This window comes from Dyadobacter sp. CY326 (assembly GCF_021390515.1).
In the GTDB taxonomy this organism is placed as follows: Bacteria; Bacteroidota; Bacteroidia; order Cytophagales; family Spirosomataceae; genus Dyadobacter.
The window spans coordinates 650,973-674,688 of the sequence record NZ_JAJUXI010000002.1; the positions used below are offsets into that span (position 1 = coordinate 650,973).

The 23,716-nt window shown below is 45.0% G+C and carries 21 protein-coding genes; 13 read left to right on the plus strand and 8 right to left on the minus strand.

Going from position 1 to position 23,716, the window contains the following annotated elements; all coding sequences use genetic code 11:
- Nucleotides 1-7: 7 nt before the first annotated feature.
- Nucleotides 8-2,815, minus strand: coding sequence for a leucine--tRNA ligase (gene leuS / locus LZG73_RS03345; protein WP_233846144.1), 2,808 nt, complete (start codon nucleotides 2,813-2,815; stop codon nucleotides 8-10).
- A 244-nt stretch (nucleotides 2,816-3,059) separates the two neighbouring features.
- Here leuS and LZG73_RS03350 point away from each other — a divergent pair, with 244 nt between their 5' ends.
- From LZG73_RS03350 to LZG73_RS03365, 4 genes are all read left to right on the plus strand, one after another.
- On the plus strand, nucleotides 3,060-3,731 hold the full coding sequence (locus LZG73_RS03350) for a porin family protein (protein WP_233846145.1): 672 nt from the start codon (nucleotides 3,060-3,062) through the stop codon (nucleotides 3,729-3,731).
- A 163-nt stretch (nucleotides 3,732-3,894) separates the two neighbouring features.
- On the plus strand, nucleotides 3,895-5,385 hold the full coding sequence (locus LZG73_RS03355; protein WP_233846146.1) for a helix-turn-helix domain-containing protein: 1,491 nt from the start codon (nucleotides 3,895-3,897) through the stop codon (nucleotides 5,383-5,385).
- A 147-nt stretch (nucleotides 5,386-5,532) separates the two neighbouring features.
- Nucleotides 5,533-6,468, plus strand: a complete 936-nt coding sequence (locus tag LZG73_RS03360) for a sterol desaturase family protein (RefSeq protein WP_233846147.1) — start codon at nucleotides 5,533-5,535, stop codon at nucleotides 6,466-6,468.
- Between the two features lie 190 nt (nucleotides 6,469-6,658).
- Complete coding sequence (locus LZG73_RS03365) at nucleotides 6,659-6,970, plus strand: hypothetical protein (RefSeq protein WP_233846148.1); 312 nt, start codon at nucleotides 6,659-6,661, stop codon at nucleotides 6,968-6,970.
- A 4-nt stretch (nucleotides 6,971-6,974) separates the two neighbouring features.
- On the opposite strand, the gene LZG73_RS03370 is transcribed toward LZG73_RS03365, so the two are convergent.
- The gene (locus LZG73_RS03370; RefSeq protein WP_233846149.1) at nucleotides 6,975-7,898 is read right to left on the minus strand and encodes a sugar phosphate isomerase/epimerase; all 924 of its coding nucleotides are present in this window, start codon (nucleotides 7,896-7,898) and stop codon (nucleotides 6,975-6,977) included.
- Nucleotides 7,899-8,006: 108 nt separating this feature from the next.
- Between LZG73_RS03370 and LZG73_RS03375 the strand changes: the two genes are divergently transcribed.
- The 6 genes from LZG73_RS03375 (at nucleotide 8,007) to LZG73_RS03400 (ending at nucleotide 16,705) form a co-directional block, all read left to right on the plus strand.
- Nucleotides 8,007-9,590 carry an NAD(P)/FAD-dependent oxidoreductase gene (locus LZG73_RS03375; protein ID WP_233846150.1) on the plus strand — a complete coding sequence of 528 codons (1,584 nt, stop codon included), beginning with the start codon at nucleotides 8,007-8,009 and terminating at the stop codon, nucleotides 9,588-9,590.
- Between the two features lie 39 nt (nucleotides 9,591-9,629).
- On the plus strand, nucleotides 9,630-9,758 hold the full coding sequence (locus LZG73_RS03380; protein WP_233846151.1) for a DUF2442 domain-containing protein: 129 nt from the start codon (nucleotides 9,630-9,632) through the stop codon (nucleotides 9,756-9,758).
- Between the two features lie 27 nt (nucleotides 9,759-9,785).
- A complete protein-coding gene (locus LZG73_RS03385) occupies nucleotides 9,786-10,439 on the plus strand; it encodes a CoA pyrophosphatase (protein ID WP_233846152.1) in 654 nt (217 codons plus the stop codon).
- Between the two features lie 165 nt (nucleotides 10,440-10,604).
- Nucleotides 10,605-13,361 (plus strand): DNA gyrase/topoisomerase IV subunit A, encoded by a 2,757-nt coding sequence (locus LZG73_RS03390; RefSeq protein ID WP_233846153.1) that lies wholly within the window; start codon nucleotides 10,605-10,607, stop codon nucleotides 13,359-13,361.
- A gap of 132 nt (nucleotides 13,362-13,493) precedes the next feature.
- The gene (locus LZG73_RS03395) at nucleotides 13,494-14,138 is read left to right on the plus strand and encodes a vancomycin high temperature exclusion protein (RefSeq protein ID WP_233846154.1); all 645 of its coding nucleotides are present in this window, start codon (nucleotides 13,494-13,496) and stop codon (nucleotides 14,136-14,138) included.
- The gene (locus LZG73_RS03400; protein ID WP_233846156.1) at nucleotides 14,135-16,705 is read left to right on the plus strand and encodes a DUF5686 and carboxypeptidase-like regulatory domain-containing protein; all 2,571 of its coding nucleotides are present in this window, start codon (nucleotides 14,135-14,137) and stop codon (nucleotides 16,703-16,705) included. Before LZG73_RS03395 ends, LZG73_RS03400 begins: the two co-directional genes overlap by 4 nt.
- A 6-nt stretch (nucleotides 16,706-16,711) precedes the next feature.
- Here the strand turns inward: LZG73_RS03400 and LZG73_RS03405 are convergent, their stop codons facing one another.
- Both LZG73_RS03405 and LZG73_RS03410 read right to left on the minus strand, forming a co-directional pair.
- The gene (locus tag LZG73_RS03405; RefSeq protein ID WP_233846158.1) at nucleotides 16,712-17,692 is read right to left on the minus strand and encodes an ABC transporter ATP-binding protein; all 981 of its coding nucleotides are present in this window, start codon (nucleotides 17,690-17,692) and stop codon (nucleotides 16,712-16,714) included.
- Nucleotides 17,692-18,264 carry a nitroreductase gene (locus LZG73_RS03410; protein ID WP_233846160.1) on the minus strand — a complete coding sequence of 191 codons (573 nt, stop codon included), beginning with the start codon at nucleotides 18,262-18,264 and terminating at the stop codon, nucleotides 17,692-17,694. The genes LZG73_RS03405 and LZG73_RS03410 overlap by 1 nt, the downstream gene beginning before the upstream one ends.
- 169 nt (nucleotides 18,265-18,433) lie before the next feature.
- On the opposite strand from LZG73_RS03410, the gene LZG73_RS03415 reads away from it, so the two are divergent.
- Nucleotides 18,434-18,754: a heavy metal-binding domain-containing protein gene (locus LZG73_RS03415; protein WP_082215562.1), complete on the plus strand. Its 321-nt coding sequence runs from the start codon at nucleotides 18,434-18,436 to the stop codon at nucleotides 18,752-18,754.
- Nucleotides 18,755-18,768: 14 nt separating this feature from the next.
- Here the strand turns inward: LZG73_RS03415 and metF are convergent, their stop codons facing one another.
- Both metF and LZG73_RS03425 read right to left on the minus strand, forming a co-directional pair.
- Entirely contained in the window at nucleotides 18,769-19,725 is a 957-nt protein-coding gene (gene metF / locus LZG73_RS03420) for a methylenetetrahydrofolate reductase [NAD(P)H] (protein ID WP_233846162.1), read from the minus strand.
- A 381-nt stretch (nucleotides 19,726-20,106) separates the two neighbouring features.
- Nucleotides 20,107-20,565, minus strand: a complete 459-nt coding sequence (locus LZG73_RS03425; RefSeq protein ID WP_233846164.1) for a GNAT family N-acetyltransferase — start codon at nucleotides 20,563-20,565, stop codon at nucleotides 20,107-20,109.
- Between the two features lie 172 nt (nucleotides 20,566-20,737).
- Between LZG73_RS03425 and LZG73_RS03430 the strand changes: the two genes are divergently transcribed.
- Entirely contained in the window at nucleotides 20,738-21,454 is a 717-nt protein-coding gene (locus LZG73_RS03430; RefSeq protein WP_233846166.1) for a YebC/PmpR family DNA-binding transcriptional regulator, read from the plus strand.
- On the opposite strand, the gene LZG73_RS03435 is transcribed toward LZG73_RS03430, so the two are convergent.
- The gene (locus tag LZG73_RS03435; RefSeq protein WP_233846168.1) at nucleotides 21,451-21,897 is read right to left on the minus strand and encodes a transcription elongation factor; all 447 of its coding nucleotides are present in this window, start codon (nucleotides 21,895-21,897) and stop codon (nucleotides 21,451-21,453) included. The two genes, LZG73_RS03430 and LZG73_RS03435, sit on opposite strands and share 4 nt — an antisense overlap.
- Nucleotides 21,898-22,059: 162 nt before the next feature.
- On the opposite strand from LZG73_RS03435, the gene LZG73_RS03440 reads away from it, so the two are divergent.
- Entirely contained in the window at nucleotides 22,060-22,980 is a 921-nt protein-coding gene (locus tag LZG73_RS03440) for an aspartate carbamoyltransferase catalytic subunit (RefSeq protein ID WP_233846169.1), read from the plus strand.
- On the opposite strand, the gene LZG73_RS03445 is transcribed toward LZG73_RS03440, so the two are convergent.
- Complete coding sequence (locus LZG73_RS03445) at nucleotides 22,981-23,712, minus strand: DNA alkylation repair protein (protein ID WP_233846170.1); 732 nt, start codon at nucleotides 23,710-23,712, stop codon at nucleotides 22,981-22,983.
- Nucleotides 23,713-23,716: the final 4 nt, after the last annotated feature.

Sequence of the window (23,716 nt, forward strand, 5' to 3'; positions counted from 1 at the left end):
CAGAATACTAAATCACAACATTAACAATCCGTTTTGGAACAACGATCACTTTCTTGGCCGGATTTCCTTCCATCCAGCGCTGAACAGTTTCATTAGCAAGCACTTCTTTTTCAATTTCAGATGCCGGCGTGTCCAATGCAAACGTCAACGAAGCCCTCACTTTGCCATTGATCTGGATCGGATATTCGAAAACGGCATCCGTAACGTGCTGCAATTCCCATTTTGGAAAGCTTGCTTTTGAAACCATTCCGGCCTCATTGCCTAGCACGCTCCAAAGTTCCTCAGCAATGTGCGGGGCATAAGGCGACAACAAAACCACCAATTCCTGCAAAACAGCCTTGCTTTGGCATTTGAGCGATCCCAATTCATTGACGCAAACCATGAATGCGCTTACGGCAGTGTTGAACGAAAAATGCTCGATGTCTTCTTCAATCTTCTTTATCGTTTTATGCAGGATTTTCAACTCCTCAGGCTTGGCAGGAATGTCCTTCACCATCCATTGCCCCGCGTCGTTGTAAAAAAGTCTCCATAGCTTGCGGATGAATCTGTAAGTTCCGTCGATGCCATTGGTGTTCCATGGTTTGGCCTGATCCAGCGGTCCCAAAAACATTTCATACAAACGCAATGTGTCAGCCCCATAACGCTCCACAATGTCGTCTGGGTTAACCACGTTGAACTTAGATTTCGACATTTTCTCCACTTCCACGCCGCATACATATTTGCCATCTTCCAGAATGAACTTCGGATTTTCTCCAACAATGTCCTTCCGGGTTGCCTTGAACTTTTCTACATCCAACACGTCATTTTCAACAATATTAACATCCACATGCAATGCAGAAACCTCATATTCAGATCTTAAACCAGCACTTACAAAAGTCGGATTGCTGTAATCCTCACTTTTGACACGATAGACAAAATTGCTGCGTCCCTGAATCATGCCCTGATTGATCAATTTCTTGAAAGGCTCTTCCTCAGGCACATAACCTCTGTCTTTCAGAAATTTATTCCAAAAACGGCTGTATAACAAGTGACCTGTCGCATGCTCCGTGCCGCCAATGTACAAGTCTACATCCCGCCAGTAATCGATGGCTTCTTTGGCTGCAAACTCCTCCTGATTTTTGGGATCCATATAACGATACCAATACCAGCTGCTTCCCGCCCACCCCGGCATTGTGCTCAACTCATATCCGTTGCCCGAGCTATGCGACCAATCCTGCGCACGACCCAAGGGCGGCTCGCCGTTTTCGGTCGGTAAATATTTGTCCACGTCAGGCAAATTCAATGGCAATTCATTTTCCTCTAATAAATAAGGAAGCGGCTGTCCGGTGCTGTCATTTTTGTAAAAAACCGGCACGGGCTCACCCCAATAGCGCTGGCGACTGAAAACCGCGTCGCGCAAACGATAATTTATTTTCCCTTTTCCAATGTTTTTCTCTTCCAAAAAGCGCACAAGAACCTTGTTGGCTTCGTGAAATGTCAGGCCATTGATAATTCCGGAATTAATGTAATGACCTTCTTTGGTCGCGTCGGCTTGCGCTTCAATGTCCTTTTGCGCATCCAGAATTGCGGTAATCGGCAAGTCAAAATGCTTTGCAAAATTCCAGTCTCGCTGGTCGCCAGAAGGAACACCCATTACTGCACCCGTTCCATAACCAGCCAAGACATAGTCAGCAATGTAAACCGGAATTTTCTCGTCATTAAAAGGATTCACAGCATAAGCCCCGGTAAATGCGCCCGAAACGGTTTTCACATCCGACATGCGGTCGCGTTCCGATTTTTTCTTCGTTGAGGCAATGTAGGCATCAATGTCACCTTGCTGTCCGGGAGTTGTAATCACATCAACTAACTCATGCTCCGGCGCGAGCACCATAAAAGTCACGCCGTAAATCGTATCCACACGCGTTGTGAAAACTTCTATTACATTCTCGTGTCCGTCAATGCCGAATTTCACCAAAGCACCCACAGACCGTCCAATCCAGTTTTTTTGCTGCTCTTTCAGCGATTCCGTCCAGTCGACCGTGTCTAGGCCGTCGATTAATCTTTGTGCGTAAGCCGTAATGCGCATCATCCATTGGCGCATCAATTTTTGAACAACCGGAAATCCGCCACGCTCCGAAACGCCATCTTTCACCTCATCATTGGAAAGCACCGAGCCCAGGCCCGGGCACCAGTTTACCGTCGCATCCGCAACATAAGTTAACCGGTATTTCAATGTCATTTTATATTGATCCTCTGCATTCCAGGAGTTCCATTCTTCTGCCGAAAAAACAGGCGTGTCTTCATCATTGGGTGCATTAACCGCCTTATTTCCACTTTTTTCAAAAATGGCGATCAATGTTTCAATGGGCTCTGCTTTACCGGAATCGTTGTTATACCAGCTTTTAAACAGCTCCATGAAAATCCACTGGGTCCATTTGTAATAATCCGGCTCCGATGTGCGCACTTCCCTTTTCCAGTCGTAACTGAACCCAAGGTTTTTGAGCTGCTCAATATAGCGCGTAATATTTTGCTCCGTCGTAATCGCCGGATGCTGACCGGTTTGAATCGCATATTGTTCGGCCGGAAGGCCAAAACTATCGAAGCCCATTGGATGCAAAACATTGAATCCTTTCAGCCTTTTATATCTTGAATAAATATCTGAGGCAATATATCCCAGCGGATGTCCCACATGCAATCCGGCTCCCGACGGATAGGGAAACATATCCAATACATAATATTTAGGCAGAGTCGATTGATTTTCCACACTGAATGTTCCGTGGTTTTCCCAATGTTCCTGCCATTTCTTCTCAATTTCCCGATGACTATACTCACTCATATCTTTTGCTTATTACCTTATTCTGTTAGGGGCTGAATTTGCACCATATCTTATAACTGAGCGCAAAAATAGCTTATTTGATCGTAATCCGGTCCAAGTGCCGGCACATTCCATTGGCAAGCCATCCGCAAAATCCGTTTGTAGAAAGTAATGCCCATTTCAAAAGCGATTGCTCGCTCATCTTGCAGGCATAGCTTTTTAAGATTTTTTATTAATTAAGTTCATTCAACAAACAAATATTGCTATGAGAAACTTTATGATTGCGCTGTGTATGATGACGATAAGCTATGCGGCGACAGCACAATACGACCCGGCGTTCAGATTCGGGATTAAAGCGGGTGCAAACCTATCCAATATTAATGGCAGCAATGACCTGAGCCTTTCATCAGGCAATAACCCATTCAATTTCAAGGATAACGACAATCGCTCGTTAGGATTTGTTGGTGGTGTATTCTTCCGTTTTGGTAAGACTTTCTACGTTCAGCCTGAGCTTTTATTGTCTCAAAAAGGTGGTCGTTTCAATGTATATGAAGATGGTGTGCAAGATGCTAATGGCAAGGTTGATGTGCGTTTTTCAAACTTCGACGTGCCTGTGCTTTTAGGTGTGCGCATTGCAAAATTCTTCCGCGTTAATGTGGGCCCGGTGGCTTCATTGAGGCTGTCAAGCAATGGCAAATTGGGAGATTCTTTCGATGATGTGACCGGCGGAAATTCCGGTGCGGAATTCAAAAACAGACTGGCTTATGGCTATCAGGCGGGCGTTGGTTTTGATTTCGGAAGATTGAGCCTCGATGTTCGTTATGAAGGAAATTTCACAGATGTGGTGAAAGTTGACTTCGATAATGCGACAACCGCTTCTCAATTTGGTAAAAAGAGCAATTTGTTCCAGGCAACGCTTGGCTTCTCGATTCTTTAATCCAAAAAACATTTTATTGCAAACGGGACCGTCGCTACGACGCGTCCCGTTTTTTGTTTTTGTCTGATGTGTTTGAATCTGAATGCTATTTCTAGTTTTGCATTTCTTTACCTAAATTGCCTGTACACGAAATCGAACATTACGGGCGGATTATAATAGCGCAGTGGCAATAAATACAGATAATGTAAGGTTGGTTTTCGGGTTGAAGCTCAAACAGCTTAGACTGGACAAAGGGCTGTCGCTTAGCGAGCTTTCTCAAAAGTCGGGCTTGTCCATTTCCTATATCAATGAAATTGAAAAAGGAAAAAAATATCCAAAATCCGACAAGATCATTGCGCTGGCGGCGGCTATGGATGTGGAATATGACACGCTGGTCTCGCTAAAACTCAGCAAGCGGCTCGAACCGATTTCTGACCTGCTCAGCTCCAATGTGCTTACAGAACTTCCGCTCGAACTTTTTGGCATTGACCCCGCAAATTTGCTTGAAATATTGTCCGACGCGCCGGCAAAAATCAGCGCATTTGTCGGCACATTGATCGAGATTGCGCGCAATTATAATATGTCGATTGAGAAATTCTATTTCTCTGCATTGCGGACTTATCAGGAAATGCACGACAATTATTTTGAAGAAATTGAAGAGGATGCCGAACGCTTTTTAATTGAGCACCGGGTTGATCCAAACAAGATTTTGAACGAAAATGACCTGGCCGAAATCCTCATAACCAAATACAATTATTCGATTGTAAACATTAACGAAAAAGCCAATCCTGAATTTTCCAGCGTCCGTTCGCTGACCATTACAAACGTGAACGGAAACCGGTTGCTGATGAACACGCATTTGTCGTCCGTGCAACGGGCCTTTATCTTTGGCCGTGAGATTGGTTATCTTTATTTGGGATTAAAAAACAGATTGCACACCACGGCATTGGTCGAAGCGGAATCTTTTGAGCAACTCCTGAATAACTTTAAAGCTTCCTATTTTTCAAGTGCGATCATTATTAAAAGAAGTCTGCTTGTGCCTGCCGTCGCAGGAGTTTTTGAACAAAAACGCTGGCGTCCCGAACAGCTGATTGAGCTGATCCATCAATTCAATACAACGCCGGAATCATTCTGCTATCGGCTGAGTAACATTTTGCCGCGATATTTTGGCATTAACCAGATCTTTTTCTCGCGTTTCAACAATTTCGTAGGTCAGAATATTTTCGACATGACCAAGGAAATGCACATTTCAAGAAAGCATTATCCGCACACGGTTAAGGACGAGCATTATTGCAGAAGATGGGTCGCATTGACCATTTTGAACGATCTGGGTGACATTATCCGCAACAAACAGCAGCCAGGGATTTTGTGTAAAGCTCAAAAATCGACTTATCTCGACACGCGGGACGAATATCTCGTAATCAGTTTTGCGCAGCCCATGTCGCCCACGCCCAATCTCAATGTCAGCGTTTCCATGGGCATTTATCTCGATGCCCCGACACGCGAAAAATTACAGTTTTTAGATGATCCGCTTTTAGTCGCGAGGGAAGTAAATCAAACCTGCGAACGATGCTCGCTATTCGATTGCAAGGAACGCATCGCCGCTCCGACAATTTTGCAAAAAAGGCATAAAAACGAAGAATTAAGGAAAGCGCTGAAACGAATGATCAATTAGTTTTTTTCGGCATAGGGGATTTGGCAATGCTGTCTGTCTTATGGGAGGAAGTGATTTGTGCCAGGATTAAAAAAAGGTTAGAATTTAGATAAGCATCTGGTCGCATTTCCTTCCGAACTATCTTTATTAAAACTTTTTGAGACTGCTATGCCCGGCACTTATGATTTTGAAGATTTCCTGTTAAAAGTTTCCACTCCTCTTTATTTGCTGCTTATCTGCGTCGAGATTTTCCTGACTTACAAACCGTCACACGATGAAAACGGCGCGCGTCCAGCCTACAATTTTAGAGATAGCCTCACGAACGCCCTGCTCATGTTACTGAATGGCGGCATTGATCTGCTGAGCCGGACGGCTTATGTTGGCGTGCTAATTTGGTTTTATAATCTCGGAGTTAAAAGTCCCATTGCTAATCCTTTCATTTACTGGTTTAGCCTCTTTCTTTTAGAAGATCTGGCGTTTTATACACTGCATTATGTTGATCACCATTGCCGGTTATTTTGGGCCGTGCACGTGACGCATCATTCGTCGGAGCATTTTAATTTGACAACAGGTTTCCGGTCTTCTGTTTTTCAACCGTTATACAGATTTATATATTTTATCCCGTTGGCGATTGCGGGCTTTAATCCTGCCGATATCATCATTATGTATTCGCTTACGCAGATTTACGGGATCATTGTGCATACGGAATATGTCGGAAAATTGGGCTGGCTCGAATATGTTTTTGTCACGCCTTCGCATCACCGTGTTCATCATGCCAGCAACGTAGAATATCTGGATAAAAACATGGGAATGTGCCTTATTATTTGGGACCGCATTTTCGGAACATTTCAAGAAGAGCTGCCATTAGTTCCGCCGCGTTACGGCTTGACAAAACCCATTGAAGACAACAGCCTTACCCACACCGTTTTGCATGAATGGAAGGAAATAGGCAAAGATTTTCAGCAGCAGACCGGCTTTTCAACCAAGGTTAAATATTTGATAAAAGCACCAGGCTGGTCGCATGACGGTTCAAGGCAAACCACAAAAGATCTGCAAAACATTGCCCTCCAAGAAACAGCTTTACCAAAGTCCAAGTCTGTTTAATAAGCTTACAACCAATGTGATGAAAAAAGCGTCTGATGAATGGAAACTATAACTTTCATAGGACATGAAGACTCGCTATTCGTTATTGATCACTATCCTGTTTATCAGCATGTTTTCGTGCTAAGACAAAGGTGACAGCGTTCATCTGGATGTCTTTTTAGAAAACGATGGTCTGGTCGGCAAATGGAAAATGGTTGAGTTTTTATATGATCCCGGCGACGGCAGCGGCAAGTTCCAAAAGGCATCAGAAGGGGAATCTACCATTGTGGAGTTTAAGGCCAATGGTGATTTTAGAGAAATTAAAGGGCTTCTCTATTCTTCGATTAATCCATACACCAAATACAAGATCCTGACTGATAAGACCATTGAACTTAGCGGCGCACACAATAGCAGCGCTTATCCAACGATTAAATGGTCGTATCAAGACCTGACCCGCACGTCGGTAATGCTGGGATTCGGTTGCGATGAACTTTGTTTGGGAAAGTTTATAGCAGTGGAATAGCGGCCTATTTCAGCCAATCTTTGAAGATTTCTGCACTGTAAACCAGATCCTGCTTGTGCGCCTGAACAGCGTCCATTGTCTTCGGCGACGTCTTTTCGAGACATTGTTCCAAAACCAGATGCGGCATCACATTCATGGATTTCAATGTGCTGACCAGGCGGCGGTAATCAATGTCGCCATCGCTAAACGTCTCCTGCCAGATTCCGCCTTTCGACTGCCGTAAATGCAGTTCCACAATGCGTTTTCCATATAATTTGACAATATCAAAAAGCGCCACTTGCGAGTTGCCCGAGCCGCGGTAAACCCAATGCACATCCAGGCAAAGCGAGACATTTTTCGGGTCGGTGGCCAGCAGCATGTGGTGAAATTCCCGTGCGGCTGCGCGCAATTCCACATCGTGGGTGTGGTAGGCCAATGTCATGCCGCGTCGTTTGAGCTCGGCGCCTAGCTTGTCAAGATTTTTGGCTTGCTCCGCGAGTTCGGCGTCACTTTTATTTTCTGTCCCGCCCCATTTCAGGGGATTCGGATTTGTTACAATGATCTTTGTATCAGCTGGTTTCAACGCATCAGCAATGGCAATAACAGAGTCAATGGACTTCGCTGACTCGTCCGCATTGTGCAAGGAACTGTTGACATAAACGGACGGCATGGCAAGCTGATATTTCTTCACAAACGGCAACAGCTTCGCGACCTCGTCCGCTTGTGTAAAGGCGGGCTCGTATGCTTTCAAGCCAGTGGAGGCAAATGCGGCCATGCATTCATCCAGGTTGGCACCCCACTCACGCTTTTCCCGATCGTAAAATGTGATCCATGAATATTGATTGCAAGAAATAGGAAATGGCGATGCCGCAGTTTCAGTTTCCGGCAAAAAAACCGCCCCGGCAGAAACCGCCAAAGCATTCATAAATGTTCTGCGATCGATAGACATGCGATTGACAATTTAGCGCGTTGCGACTATTTTAATCAAAGTTAAAAAGGACAAAATCTTACCGTCTTCGTTAACTTTGCAACATTAAAGGATAAATCCCTTTCACTAATGCATCAAACGCTTCAACTTACCCTGGCGCCCGAAATCGCGCTGGATGACGACAATTTTCGTCAGCATATTATCAAAAAATTACGGCTGCGCGCGACGGACATGCCCGTAATACGCAAAGCACGACAATCCATTGACGCCCGTGGCAGACAAGTAAAAGTCAATGTGCAAGCCGAAGTTTACGTCAATGAGATTCCGCCATCGCTAATCAATTTCCAATTAAATTATCCTGACGTTAGCGAGGCTCCGCAAGCATTAATTGTCGGCTGCGGCCCCGCTGGAATGTTCGCTGCATTGCGGCTTATCGAGCTGGGCATTAAACCTGTCATTTTTGAAAGAGGCAAGGACGTGCGTGCCAGACGCCGCGATCTGGCGGCGATTAATAAAGAACACATTGTCAACCCGGAGTCTAATTACTGCTTTGGCGAAGGCGGCGCAGGCACATATTCCGATGGAAAACTTTACACGCGCTCCAACAAACGCGGCGACATCAGGCGCGTGCTTGAAATATTCGTCGGGCACGGTGCAAGTGAACAAATTCTTATCGATACGCATCCGCACATTGGCACGAATAAACTCCCTGTTGTGGTTTCCGAAATGCGCCAAAGCATTCTGAAAGCGGGCGGCGAAATCCATTTTGACACAAAAGTCACGGACCTGATCATTGACCAAAATCAACTGAAAGGCGTAGTTACGGACAATGAAAAAGAACACATCGGCATTGGCATAATTCTGGCAACCGGACATTCCGCGCGGGACATTTACGAGCTGTTACATGCGAGGAATGTCCTCATTGAAAGCAAATCCTTTGCTATGGGCGTGCGGATCGAACATCCGCAAAACACCATTGATAAAATTCAATATCACTGCGAAACCGACCGCGGACCTTATCTGCCTGCCGCCTCTTACAGTTTGGTTACGCAAACGCGTTACAAAGGCATCCAGCGCGGTGTGTTTTCTTTTTGTATGTGTCCCGGCGGCTTCATTGTGCCCGCTGCGACGGCTGCCGGCGAAGTTGTGGTCAACGGCATGTCACCATCCCGCCGCGATTCACCATTTGCAAACTCCGGCATTGTGGTTGCCATTGAAGAAACTGATCTTTTGCCATATAAAGAATTTGGCCCGATGGCAGGGTTACATTATCAGAAAGAAATTGAACAAGCGGCATGCAAGTTCGCAGGCGCAACACAAACCGCACCAGCACAGCTCGCAACCGATTTTATCAAAGGAAAAGTTTCATCGCAATTAAGAGAAACTTCCTATCAGCCAGGATTACAATCTGTTGACTTACAGGAGTTTTTGCCAGCTGAAATTGCCTTTCCATTAAGAGAAGCGCTTACGGATTTTGGGCAAAAAATGAAAGGCTATATTTTAGGTGACGCACAGTTAATCGGTGTAGAAAGCCGAACCTCATCGCCTGTAAGAATTCCGAGAGAGTCCGAATCTTGCGAACATCCAATATTAAAAGGCCTGTTTCCTTGCGGCGAGGGCGCCGGTTACGCAGGAGGCATTATGTCTGCCGCAATGGATGGCGAACGCTGTGCAGCCCAGCTCGCCAAACTATACGCCTCCACAAAAATTTAATTGCTTCCATCCAATGTTGTTATGTTTATATTTGCATAAATGACAATTGGGAGCAAGTTTGAAATTGGGCCAGAAGGCGATAGCTTACATTGGGAGGAAATTGACGAAGATCTGAGCCTCGAAAGTCTTTTTGATTTCAAAAGGGAGCTTCGTTACGCCAAAATCTGACAATAACCTTAACAACAAATTGCCTCTATGGCCACATTGGGATCTTTTTCCTTATTTAGTGATGCACTTACACGAAAACTGAAATATCCGCTGCCCGGTGAATCAGCTCACCGGATTATGCAGGCGTCTACGAAATTGCGCCTGACATTCAGACCCAATGCACGCACCAGAAAAAGCGCGGTCCTCATCCTCTTCTATCCCCAGAAAGGCGAAATTTATTTCCCATTGATACTCCGTCCCGCGTACGACGGCGTACATTCCGGACAGGTTGCATTTCCGGGCGGCCGCTACGAGCCCACGGACGAAAACCTGATCCGCACAGCCCTGCGTGAAGCACAGGAAGAAATTGGCCTCCGCCTGAACGACGTCAAAATCCTGGGGATACTAACCGAGCTTTTTATTCCGGCAAGCAATTTTTACGTGTTACCCGTGATCGCCACCATGCCTTACCGCCCCGACTTTTATCCCGATCCGCGTGAAGTGGAAGATATTTTTGAGATAAAACTCGAAGAAATTTCTGACATAAACATCATTGGATCGGGCGACATTCAAGTCCGTGGTGAACAGGTTCATGCGCCGCACTACATGGTGCAGGGATACAAAATATGGGGCGCAACGGCCATGATGATCAGCGAACTTTTGACCGTGCTAAATGCGCCCGAAGGTGAGCCTGAAAGCTAGAAATTATCTCTTTTCTTGCTATATTAGCAGGTAATTCAAACAGATCTTCCGGTATAATCCGTCCTGTTCCGCTCTTTGGGAATGGTTCAGTGCTGCATCGTAAACCGGCTGCAATATTACCTTAAAAATTTACTGAGTACTTAAAACCTGGTTCCTCCTTCATTTATGGACGAAAACGGAGCTACGCCTGACGTAGAAGATAGCGGATTGCACGATAAACTGCCCATTTCGGGTCTATATGAAAGTTGGTTTCTTGATTATGCCTCATATGTAATTCTGGAACGTGCGGTTCCAGCAGTTGAAGATGGCCTTAAACCCGTTCAAAGGCGCATTATGCATGCCTTGAACGAAATGGACGACGGTCGTTTCAACAAAGTTGCCAATGTTGTTGGCTCTTCCATGCAATATCACCCGCACGGTGATGCCTCCATTTACGATGCCATTGTAAACATTGGCCAGAAAGAACTGCTTTTTGACACGCAGGGAAACTGGGGCGATATCCGCACCGGCGACGGCGCTGCGGCTGCACGCTACATTGAAGTGCGATTGTCGCGCTTTGCCAAAGAAATTGTTTTTAACGACGACACCACAGAATGGCAGCTATCTTATGACGGCCGCAAGCGCGAGCCGGTGACATTGCCGGTGAAATTTCCCTTGCTGCTTTCATTAGGCGTTGAGGGAATCGCTGTGGGTTTGTCGACCAAAATCCTTCCGCATAATTTCTGCGAATTAATAGATGCCTCCATCAGCATTCTGCAAGGCAAAGAGGTTACCATTTTTCCTGATTTTCTCACGGGAGGTCAGATTGATATTTCCAATTATAATGATGGCCACCGCGGTGGAAAAGTGCGGGTTAGGGCGCGGATTGAGGAAGAGGATAAAAAAATGCTCGTCATCCGCGACATTCCGTTCGGGACAACGACGACTTCCCTCATTGAATCGATCATAAAAGCCAATGATGGCGGGAAGATCAAGATCAAAAAAGTGGTGGATAACACTGCTGCGGAGGTCGAAATTCAGGTGCACCTGGCACCGGGTGTTTCCCCGGACATCACCATGGATGCGCTTTATGCATTCACTGAATGTGAGGTTTCAATTTCACCGAACGCTTGCATCATCATTGAGGACAAGCCGCACTTTGTTGGTGTCACAGAGATTTTAAAATACAACACGCACCAGACCGTCCACTTGCTGCAACGCGAGCTTGAAATCAAGCGGCTGGCATTGCTGGAAAAGATCCTTTATGGTTCGCTCGAAAAGATCTTCATTGAAAACCGCATTTATCGAGACATTGAAGAGTGTGAGACGTTTGAAGATGTTATTCGCACGATTGATAAAGGCCTAGAACCATTCAAACCGCAGTTTTACAGGGAAATAACAGACGACGACATTGTTGAACTGACAGAAATCAGGATCAAAAGAATTTCTAAATATGATGGTTACAAAGCGGATGAGCTGATGCGGAAATGGCAGGAAGACCTTGCCGAAACGGAGGATAACCTTGTGCACATCACGCGTTTTGCCATTGATTATTTCAAAGATCTGCTCAAAAAATATGGCAAGGGACGCAGCCGCAGAACTGAAATTCGCGCATTCAATCAGATTGCGGCGAACATTGTTGCTGCCAACAACCAAAAGCTTTACGTTAACCGTGCCGAAGGATTCATTGGTTATGGCCTCAAAAAAGATGAGTTTGTAACCGACTGCTCCGACATTGACGACATCATTGTTTTCAAATCGGACGGAAAATGTCTTGTAACCAAAATCCAGGAAAAGGTTTTTGTTGGGAAAGACATTATCCACTGTGCGGTTTTTGTCAAAAATGATGAACGCAAAGTTTACAACCTGGTTTATCTGGATGGCAAAACCGGCGTTTCTTACATTAAACGTTGCCAGATCACAGCCGTGACGCGCGATCGGGAATATGACCTTTCGCAAGGCACGCCGAAATCTAAAATCACCTATTTCACCGCTAATGAAAATGGTGAGGCTGAGATCATTACTGTTAATCTCACGGCGCAAAGCAAAGCGAAGGTGAAGCAATTTGACTTCAACTTTGCAGACTTGCTGATCAAAAACCGCAGTGCGATGGGCAACATTCTGACCAAATATCCGGTCAGGAAAATTACATTGAAACAAGCCGGACGCTCGACATTAGGAGGCGTCGATATGTGGTTTGATCCGATCATTGGCAGGCTTAACCGGGATGAAAGAGGCGAATATCTCGGCAATTTCGGTCCTTCTGACACCATTTTGGTTATTTACAAAGAAGGCTCTTACGAGCTCACGAATTTTGATTTGACCAATCATTATGTTTCCAATGAAGTGATGCTGGTTAAGAAGTTTGATCCAAAACTTCCTGTAACCGCACTTTATTATGATGGCGCGCAGAAGCATCATTTCATCAAGCGCTTCAATATTGAAACTTCGTCGATGGACAAGAAATTCCTGTTCATTAGTGATGCCAAAAACAGCAAGCTGCTGCTTGCCAGCACAGATAAGCGTCCGAGACTGGAAGTAATTTTGCCAAAAACCGCAACCAAAGAACAATCTAAAGAAGAATATTTGATAGAAGGAATGGTCGAAATTCGCGGTTGGCGGGCGATGGGAAACAAGCTTCCGAATGACAAGTTCAAAGACGTTCGATGGCTGGAACCCGTTCCAGACCCGGAAGAAGAGTTGGCCGTCGCGACAGATGAAGCAGAAGTGACTGAGAATGAGCCGGAAGATGAAGAAACCGGAACAGAAACAGAATCTTTGGACGAAATTGTAGAAACAGTTCTTGAAGAATCTGCGCCTGATGAAACACCCGAACGCGATGAACCGGAAAGTGCTGAGGATGAGCCAGAAATTCAGGAAAAACCGAAAAAAGGCGGTAAAAAAGGAAAAGATGGCAAAAGCCAGCTCGGACTTTTTGAATGAGCTGTTTTGAGAATAAAACCAATAAATAAGCAACAAATGAGGCCCGTAATTGCGTATGGTTTAGCAGTAAACTATCGCTTGCACGGGCAGATTATTCGAAAGAGTTGGTACATTTAGAAGACAACTTTTAGCATGCTTGTGAAAAAATTGATCAAAATCATATTAGCCCTTTCATTCGCCTGCATGGTTTTCATCTTGCTTTGTAACTTTTGGGTTGTTTATAATACGCGTCAATACAATTTCTTTTCCATTGAAAGTTTGCCTTCCAATGATGTGGCGCTGGTTTTGGGAACAAGCAAAAAATCGGAAAAAGGAAAGGAAAACCTCTTCTTTAAATACAGAATGGAAGCAACAGCGCGGCTTTTTAAGGAAGGCAAGATTAAATATATCATATTGAGCGGCAACAATGATTCGCAATACTATAATGAGCCGCAGGATATGCAACGCGCGCTTTTGAACCTGGGCATTCCCGAGAATGTGATGACGCTTGATTACGCCGGTTTCCGGACTTTTGATTCCATTATTCGTTGCAAGGAAGTTTTTAATCAGGACAATTTTACCATCATATCGCAAAATTTTCACAACGCAAGAGCGCTTTACATTGCTCATAATGAAGGGATTAACGCAATTTCTTTCGCTGCGCAAGATGTGCCTGACGGATATTCGCTACGCACACTCGTGAGAGAATATCTGGCGAGGCCCAAAGCGGTTTTGGATGTGCATGTGTTGCGCCCTGCGGCGGATGTGACCTCAAATAATGAGATTCGAAAAAAATGAGAAAAAGGAATGAGGGAAAATGTCTGCTGCCAAAACGTATAATCAAACTTAGCCCGTTTAGAACATTACTACTTGTCGTTTTAATCGCACTTGGCTTCTCGGGCCAATCGTTTTCACAAACCACTTACACCATCAAAGGAAAGATCACGGACGCCTCCACGGGTGACGCAATTCCTTTTGCCAATGTTGGTATTAAAGCATCATTATCCGGCGCCACGACCAATTTTGATGGTTTTTACCAAATCACTTTTACACCTCCCGCAGATTCCATTCTCGTAACCTATGTAGGATATGAAAGCAAAGGCAAGCCCATTCAACCCAACTTAGCTGAGCAAACCATTGACATTCAGCTTACACCTGGAACGCTTCAACTGCGCGAAGTAAAGATATTTGCGGGCGAAAATCCTGCATATGCGATTATGCGCAAGATTGTAGCCCGAAAAAGCAACAACAACACCGAGGAGCTGGATGCTTATGAATACGAGAGTTATAACAAAATCCAGATTGACATTGACAACCTGTCGGAGAAGTTTAGAAACCGGAAGTCAGTGAAAAAGATGACGCATATTGTTGACAAATATGATGAAGTCAAAGGAGAAAATGGCGAAACGATCATTCCGATCTTCATATCCGAATCAGTGTCAGACGTTTATTACCGAAGGAATCCGAAAAAGAAGAAAGAGATCATCAACAAAACCAAAGTTTCAGGCGTTGGTCTGACGGACGGAAGTCTGGTGTCACAAGTGATCGGCTCTTCCTTTCAGCAATATAATTTTTACAACAATTGGCTCAATATTCTTGATAAGGATTTTGTCTCCCCCATTGCCGACAGCTGGAAAGTTTACTACGAATATTATTTGTCCGACAGCATTAAGAATGGTGACGTTTACGATTATCAGATCGATTTTGAGCCAAAACACGAGCAAGATCTGGCATTTACAGGATCATTCTGGGTCGACGGCGAGACTTATGCTTTGACGCAAATGGACGTGAATGTGGGCAAGCGTGCCAATTTAAATTTCATTGAAAAAATCAAAGTTCAGCAATCGTACGAACTGATCGAGGAGCAAAATGAATGGGTAACTTCTAAAACCCGCGTGCTGATTGATGTCGACGAGCCAACGAAGCAAACCGCCGGAATGCTGCTCAAATTTTACTCTGCCAACTCCAAATACAAAGTCAACAGTCCAAGAGACGCCAAGTTTTATGACGCGGCCATTGAACTGAAAGAGGACTATATGGAGCATGATTCAACTTTTTGGCAAAAAAGTCGTCCCGAGGCGCTGAGTTCAGTGGAGTTGCTTTCGTTTCAGCTTGTGGACTCGCTCAAAGTGCTGCCTGTCGTCAAAACTTACACGGAGATCCTGAACATTTTTGTAAATGGTTACAAGCGAATCGATAAATGGAACATTGACATTGGGCCTTATCTGTTTCTTTATGCTAATAATAAGATTGAAGGGCATCGGGTGAGATTGGGCTTCAAAACCGATCCCGGTTTTAGTCGCAAATGGATTTTTAGCGGTTATGGGGCTTACGGAACAAGAGATAAGGCTTTCAAATACGGCGCAGGAATGGATTACATTGTGGACCGGAAACCCTGGACAATGGCTGGTGTTTCCTATTCCAAAGACTTGGAAAGGCTCGGGCTTTCCGCTGAAACCATTGGCCCTAACACGTTATTTGGCGCATTTTCGCGTTTCGGCGCATTTCGGAGAGCTTATTGGCAAGAGGATATTTCAGCATATTTCAAACGCGAATTGGTCAAAGGACTCACGGGCAGCATTCAAATCCGTCACCGCGACTTCCGGCCATTGTTTCCATTCACTTACCGAACCAATCCCGAAGCCGGCATTGAATCACCGGTCAAAAGCACATTTGATATCACAGAAATAAACCTCGAAACGAGACTCGCGGGCAAAGAGACTTTTTTGCAAAACGACAATGAGCGCATCAGCATGGGCAACGGAAACTCGCCTGCTTTTACATTGCGTTACACATTGGGAATGAAGAGCTTCCTAGGTGGTGATTTCAGTTACAACAAGTTTTCTTTTAACATCAAGCACAGCTTCCGCTTTGGCGTCATCGGCCGCACTTATTACAATGTGACATTCGGGCTCATTCCATCCACATTGCCTTACCCGCTCCTTTACACGCCGCTGGGCAATGAATCGCTGTTTTATGTGGAAAATGCATTCAATCTGATGCGTTATTTCGAGTTCATGAGCGACCGTTATGTGGCGCTGCGCATGGAGCACAATTTTGAAGGATTTTTGTTAAACAGAATTCCTGCGATTCGTAAATTAAAACTGCGGATGCTGGCAACCGGAAGACTGTTTTACGGAAGTGTCAGTGATGCAAACCTTTCGTTATCGACAACCCAGGACGAATCCGGCAACGAGATCCAGGCATTCAACAAGTTGAAAGACAGGCCTTACATTGAACTTGGATATGGGATCGATAACATTTTCAAAGCGGGCCGCGTGGATTTTGTGCACAGACTAACCTATCTCAAAAATCCGAATGTGACGCCTTTTGCTGTAAAAATTTCCTTCTGGTTTAGCTTGTAAATTTGATCAAATGCTTTTCAAATCTTTTAAGGCATAAGTCAAATGAACGTCCTGCCCCACTTCCAGGTCCATGCGGTTTCGGTAAAATGACAACTTTTCGTTTCGCGCATTCGTGCAACGGATTTCCCAATGATTTCCGTGAAAACGAATCGCCTCCACGCTGCCTTTCCATTTGCTTTTTTTCGGATTTCTTGTCGGCTTTATTTTTTCGGGGCGAATGTAAAATTGCTTGGTGTTTGAGGCGTCAGACAACCAGTTAATGTCACCGGTAAGCTCCGCAACATAGCTGTTAACGGGATGATTATAAACTTCTTGCGGCGTCCCAATCTGAATAATTTTGCCTTCCCGCAACACGGCAATCCTGTCCGACCAGGCAAGCGCATCCGCGGCTTCGTGCGTTACAAACAAGCAGGACATTTCCTGTTGCTGCCGCATTGTCTCAATGGCATTGCCCAGCACGCGGCGATTGTGGTTATCTAGGTGTGCAAAAGGCTCATCCAGCAGCAGCACAGCCGGCTGTTCTGCTAACGCTTTCGCAATGGCCGTTCGCTGCTTTTCTCCACCCGAGAGCAATTTGGCTTTTTGATTTCGCACATAATCAAGTCCTGTTACCGAAAGCAATTCCGCAACTTTTTCCTTCCGGTAAGCCGCCTCATAAAATCGGAGCGAATAAGCGATATTTTCCTCAACCGTCTGGTTTGGAAAAAGCTCGAATTCCTGATGGATCAGCTTAATGGACTCGTGACCGGGGATGAGTTGGCCGCTGACAGGCTTTAATTCCTGCTTTTTGAAGTGAATTTTTCCATTGTCCGCATCCTGGAAACGGCCCAGAATGCGGAGTAATGTGCTTTTACCAGAGCCGCTTTCTCCCAAAATCCCCAGCCATTCACCCGCATTCAGTTGCAAATCAATGTCAGTCAAAACTGGTTTTGCTCCGAAGCTCTTGTTTAGGGATTGTGCGCGTAAGGTAATGTTGGCTATTTTCATTATGCCCAGGTGATCTTATTTTCTATCGGCGTGCGACGGGCAGGCGCAGGCACAGCGTCATGATAGCCCATAAAATATAAGCCGAGGCACTTTTGATTTTCTGGAAGGCCGGCGAATTTTGCCAAAAGATCTAAAATGCCGGGGCTGCTCCAATAAGAACCAATGCCATAAGCCGTTGCCGTAAGCCACATATTTTGCACCGCGCAAGCCACCGCAGCCGTTTCTTCCCATTCAGGAAGTTTTTCAGGATGCAACTCGGCGCACACCAGGATAACGACATTGGATTTCAGCACCTTCTCGCCGGCGGCGTCATATTTAGCCTGTGAAAAAGATTCGGGAGGCGTTACGGAGCGATATCTTTCTGTGAAAAAACCAGCAAGTTTATTCAGGCTTTCACCTTTGTAAACAACGAAGCGCCAAGGTTCGGTTAGTTTATGTGTAGGAGCATAATTGGCATTTTCAAGGATCGTCAGCAGAATGTCTTCAGGGATGTCTTTCTGTATAAAGCTGGGCGTAAAAATGCTGCGTCTGTTGCGGATTACGCTGTTTACTGCCTCTATTGTTTGTTCCATTCTAATCAATTTTACTTCTGATTTGTCAAAAAAACAAAGCTAGCAATCTGTAACTAAAATTTACCAACATCCTGCACAACTTTGCCGTTAAACAAGTAATTTGGGCGGCTCCTTGGTGAAATCCGCTAAATTGAAGCAGTAAATTTCACTTCAACCAACCTGACACAATATGCTTGTTACTACTACTCCGAACATTGAAGGCAAAAAAATCACAAAATACATCGGTCTGGTTAATGGAGAAGCCATTATTGGTGCCAACTTCTTCAAAGATTTCTTAGCAGGAATTCGTGATGTGGTGGGCGGGCGCTCGGGATCTTATGAACAAGGTTTGCGCGAAGCGAAAAGCATCGCAATTCGTGAAATGATGGACCAGGCGCAACGCTTGGGCGCCAATGCAGTCATCGGCGTTGACATTGACCTGGAAACCATTGGCGGAAACAGCTCGATGCTGATGGTCAGCGCGAACGGAACGGCAGTCTGCTATGAATAATTAGGCAGACAGTTTTAAAAAACTTCTTTTGCGATCTGGGCTACGTTATCAGATTTGCCCATGGTGTAAAAATGAAGCACAGGCACGCCGTAAGCCATTAGTTCCTTGCATTGCTGTATTCCCCACTCCACGCCTACTTTACGCACATCCTTATCAGTCGCACATTTCTCCACCTCAGTAATCAATTCCTTCGGAAATTCGAGGTGGAAAATTTGCGCAAGCACCGATAATTGTTTTTTGGTGGCCAAAGGTTTCAGCCCCGGAATGATCGGCACATTGATTCCCTCCGCACGGCACCTTTCCACAAACTGGAAAAACTTTTGGTTATCAAAAAACATTTGGGTAACGATATAATCGGCACCCAGCTCTATTTTTTTGCGTAAATGCGCGTAATCTGTATCGAAGCTTGTTGCGTCGAAATGCTTTTCAGGATATCCCGCCACACCAATGCAAAAGTTGGTCGGCCACATTTCGGTTTCAGCATTAAGCAGCTTTCCCTGGTTCATGTCATGCACCTGCTTCACCAATTCGGACGCATAGGCGTGTCCGCCTTGCTTGGCTTTGAACACACCCGCCGATTTTTCAGCATCACCGCGCAGCACAAGGACATTGTCAATACCAAGATAATGCAGATCAATCAGCACATCTTCGGTTTCGTCTTTTGTAAAACCGCCGCAAATGATATGCGGAACCGCATCGACATGAAAACGCTCCATCAACCGGGCGCAAATGCCAACGGTTCCAGGCCTTTTTCGAACGGGAATGCGCTCAATAAGACCGTCCTGCCCAACTCTGTCTATTAATTCTTCGCGGTGATATGTAACGTCAACAAAAGGAGGCTTAAACTCCATTAAAGGCTCAATTGAATTAAGCAATTCGTTGATATTCTGACCCTTTAATGGTGGGATGATCTCAATAGAGAAGAGTGTTTTTCCTTCGGCCTGGCTTATGAACTCAGTAACTTTGGTCATGAATGGTAATCGGTGTGTTCTGTTTAAGTTTACAAATAAACAAAAAAAATGGCCTACCGCATAACAGTAGGCCATTCCACGTAAACCCTCCTCTATCAGTGTTCGTCAAAAATGTTATTGGGTTTCTGACAGGGCGTCAGTCCCAGGCAACAATTTGCTTGACTGAATACTGATAACTAAAATTCTGTGCCAAATTATTAAACAAACCTAAGCGCTCCAAACTATACCAAACTTTTTTTATAAAAAAGTAGAGTTATTACTACAAAAAGTTCTTTTGATGCAATAATGTAAGATGCCTGAATAGGCAATGAATGGAGCAGTGTTTAATTTTTCGTCAAATCAGGTAATTCATTCCCCAATATTTTTACCACTTAATAAAATCTATTGGATTTGTCTTGTCATTTCTATATGCTCAATTTCGTCTTCCAGGTAAATATCACTCGATTGGAAAAAGTGAAAAGACTCGTAAAAGCGCTTTAAATAGAGCTGTGCACCAATTCTAATAATGCATTTGCCATAAATGGCTTCCACTTTTGCAATGGATTCATTCAAAAGTTCGACACCGTAACCCATGCCCCTCCCTTTTCCTGACACCACAATCCTGCCAATGGATGGAAATTCGTAAGAAACGCCCGGCGGCACAATCCGGGAAAAGGCCATCAGCTTCCCATTATAATATCCCGACAAATGCTGTGACTTCTGATCTTTATCATCCAAATCCAAAAAACAGCAACGCTGTTCGACGACGAACACTTCATTTCTAAGCTGCAAGATTTCGTAAAGTTCAATGTTCGTCAGCGCTTCGAAAGTCTTGAAACGCCAGTCTAATTTTAGGCTCATTTGAGTCAGTTCTTCTTGAAAGAATATATTTTTACCTGTTTTTAATCGTCTTTTATAAATTTGCAGCGAATTCGAACGGGCGCAGCTTCAAAACTACATGAAATTGCATGTGGAAGCCGGTCGCCGGTTGCATCAAAATTATTTAACTACATAACATTTTACAAAGCTAAGCATGGGAAGAGCTTATGAATATAGAAAAGCGCGGATGTTCAAGCGTTGGGACAAAATGGCCAAAACTTTCACGAGAATTGGAAAAGACATTGTCCTTGCTGTAAAAAGCGGAACCGCCGATCCTAATACAAACGCAAGGCTTAGGGTTCTTTTACAAAATGCCAGGGCGGCCAATATGCCCAAAGAAACCGTAGAAAGGGCCATCAAACGCGCCACTTCCAAAGATCAGGAGGATTACAAAGAGATGGTTTACGAAGGTTACGGTCCGCACGGCGTCGCAATCCTAGTTGAAAGCACGACGGATAACCCGACACGCACAGTGGCAAACGTGCGCAGTTATTTCAATAAACTAGGAGGCAGCCTCGGAACAATGGGGATGCTCGACTTTATCTTTGACCGGAAATGTATTTTTAAGATCAAGAATACGGGGGCGAAAGATATGGAAGAGTTTGAATTTGAGTTAATTGATGTGGGTGGAGAAGAAGTTTTTTTGGACGAAGAAACCAACCAGATCAACATTTACGGAGAATTCACTGCATTTGGTGCATTGCAGCATTATCTGGAAGAAAACGGTTATGAGATCGTCGAAGCGGACTTTGAACGCATTCCAAATGACACTAAAACGCTAAGCGACGAGGAAGTTGCGGAAGTTGAAAAGCTGATTGAAAAGATTGAAGATGACGATGATGTGCAACGCGTTTATCACAACATGGGTTAAAGCAATGCCTTAATTTCATGTTGCTTTTTCATAAATTCAAATTTGCCGCCAGGCGATTTTCCTAATAATAATGCCCCAACGGGAGACGAAGAAGAGACTGCAATTACGGTCTCTTCTTCCATTTTTACAGCACCCAGACTCACTCCGATAAAAAACCAGCCCGCTGTTGTTTCCAGCAAAGAGCCGACTGCGGCCCGAGCAGGGATCTCGTTTTCGCTTATTTTTTCCAGAACCAATCTCTCCTGACGCACCTGCTCATATTGTCTTGCGTGCATGTTCCTATCCAGCTGGCCCATGGATCGCGAAGTCTCGTATTTGTCACCCATAGAGCTCTTTCCCTGATCATTTGCAGACGCCTGCGCCGCTTCCATCGCATTCCACGCCACCATCATTCGCTCTTCCAAAAGTGACTTGATATGGGTTATTAAAGCAGTTTTATTCATTGTTTATAAACTTTTGGAACACTCGGCAAAGTCGTAAAAAAGCCGGATAAGACATCAAAGATAGGCAGGAGCGCGAAAAAATAAGGAAAGGGAAATTTCCGAATGCGTTTTCGTGTTGCCAGCTTCCTTGTTATCTTTGCAAAACTTTTTTGAATCCCACCAATGACAAAACTTTCGGTCCGGCACTTACTTGGAATTAAAAACCTGAACGAGAATGACATTCAAACAATCTTAGATACAGCGACGCAGTTCAAGGAAGTCATTAACCGGCCCATTAAGAAAGTCCCATCACTCCGGGATATTACCATTGCAAACGTTTTTTTCGAAAATTCTACCCGCACCAGGCTCTCTTTTGAGCTAGCCGAAAAGCGTCTTTCCGCGGATGTTGTTAATTTTTCTGCATCCGGAAGTTCGGTGAAAAAGGGCGAAACACTGCTCGATACGGTCAACAACATTCTGGCCATGAAGGTCGATATGATCGTTATGCGCCATAGCAGTCCGGGCGCGCCGCATTACTTGTCCACACGCATTCCCGCAAACGTTGTAAATGCAGGCGACGGAACGCACGAACATCCTACGCAGGCACTGCTCGACGCCTTTTCCATGCGCGAAAAACTGGGTGACCTGACCGGAAAGAAAATTGCCATTATTGGCGACATTACACATTCGCGCGTTGCACTTTCTAATATTTTTTGTTTGCAAAAACTGGGTGCCGAAGTCATGGTTTGTGGGCCATCCACATTGATTCCCAAGCATTTGGATGAGTTGGGCGTTAAAATTGGCCACAACGTGCGCGAAGCATTGCAATGGTGTGACGTCGCTAATGTCCTCCGCATTCAGTTGGAGCGCCAGCAGATCAAGTATTTTCCATCATTGCGAGAATATTCCCTTTATTACGGGATTAACAAGGCAATGCTCGATGAGCTGGACAAAGAAATCATTTTAATGCATCCGGGCCCGATTAATCGCGGCGTTGAATTGTCTTCCGATGCTGCCGATTCCAGCCATTCCATTATCCTAAATCAGGTTGAAAACGGCGTTGCAGTGCGAATGGCAGTGCTTTATTTGCTAGCGCAGCAATAATTAACAGCGAACTTCCTTTCGCTTCGCTCCTAACCTGCCCTGATCCCAAATTTTTTGAATGTAATCCGGCGCATATGGCACTTTGCAGGCGGTGTCACCCACATTGACCTTCACTTTTCCGATTCTATTGCCAACGGCCAACGCTTTCTCCGCCAGCGGTTTGTAGTAAGAGCCAACCGCAATCACAAAACCATTCATGACATATCGCACACGATTGGGTGCCTCATGGATTTCTTTTTCAACCCAATCCAATAATTGATCAACTTCCTCTTTATCAATTTCTTCGTCCGGCGTGAGCGCCATCAGGCAGCCAAAAGTTGACCATCCAGCATCCGCGATCAGCTCCTTATCCGACTCAATCCACTTTCTTGCCATTTCAAATCCATGATTGCTTTCGGCCGCATTCCACGCAACGGTGTATTCACTGATCATGTGCCAGGACGCACGTTCAACCCAGTCTTCCAGCGCTTCGGGCGTAAATAATGACGGAACGGACATTAATCCAGCCAGATACATTGCATCTGAATTGCCTGTTTTATAGAGTTCGAGCGCAAGTGCGTGGTTGTTTTTGTATTTTTTCAAAATCGGTTTCATATCCCCGATTTTGACGCCATACATTGGCTCCTTGCCCCCGTGGTTCCGGAACGTTTTCAGCGTTTGCTCGCTTCCGAGCGCCGCCAGTTGGTTCATGACATCCTTAACCTGCTCCATTTTGGCTGGCTTTTGTTTCAAATCA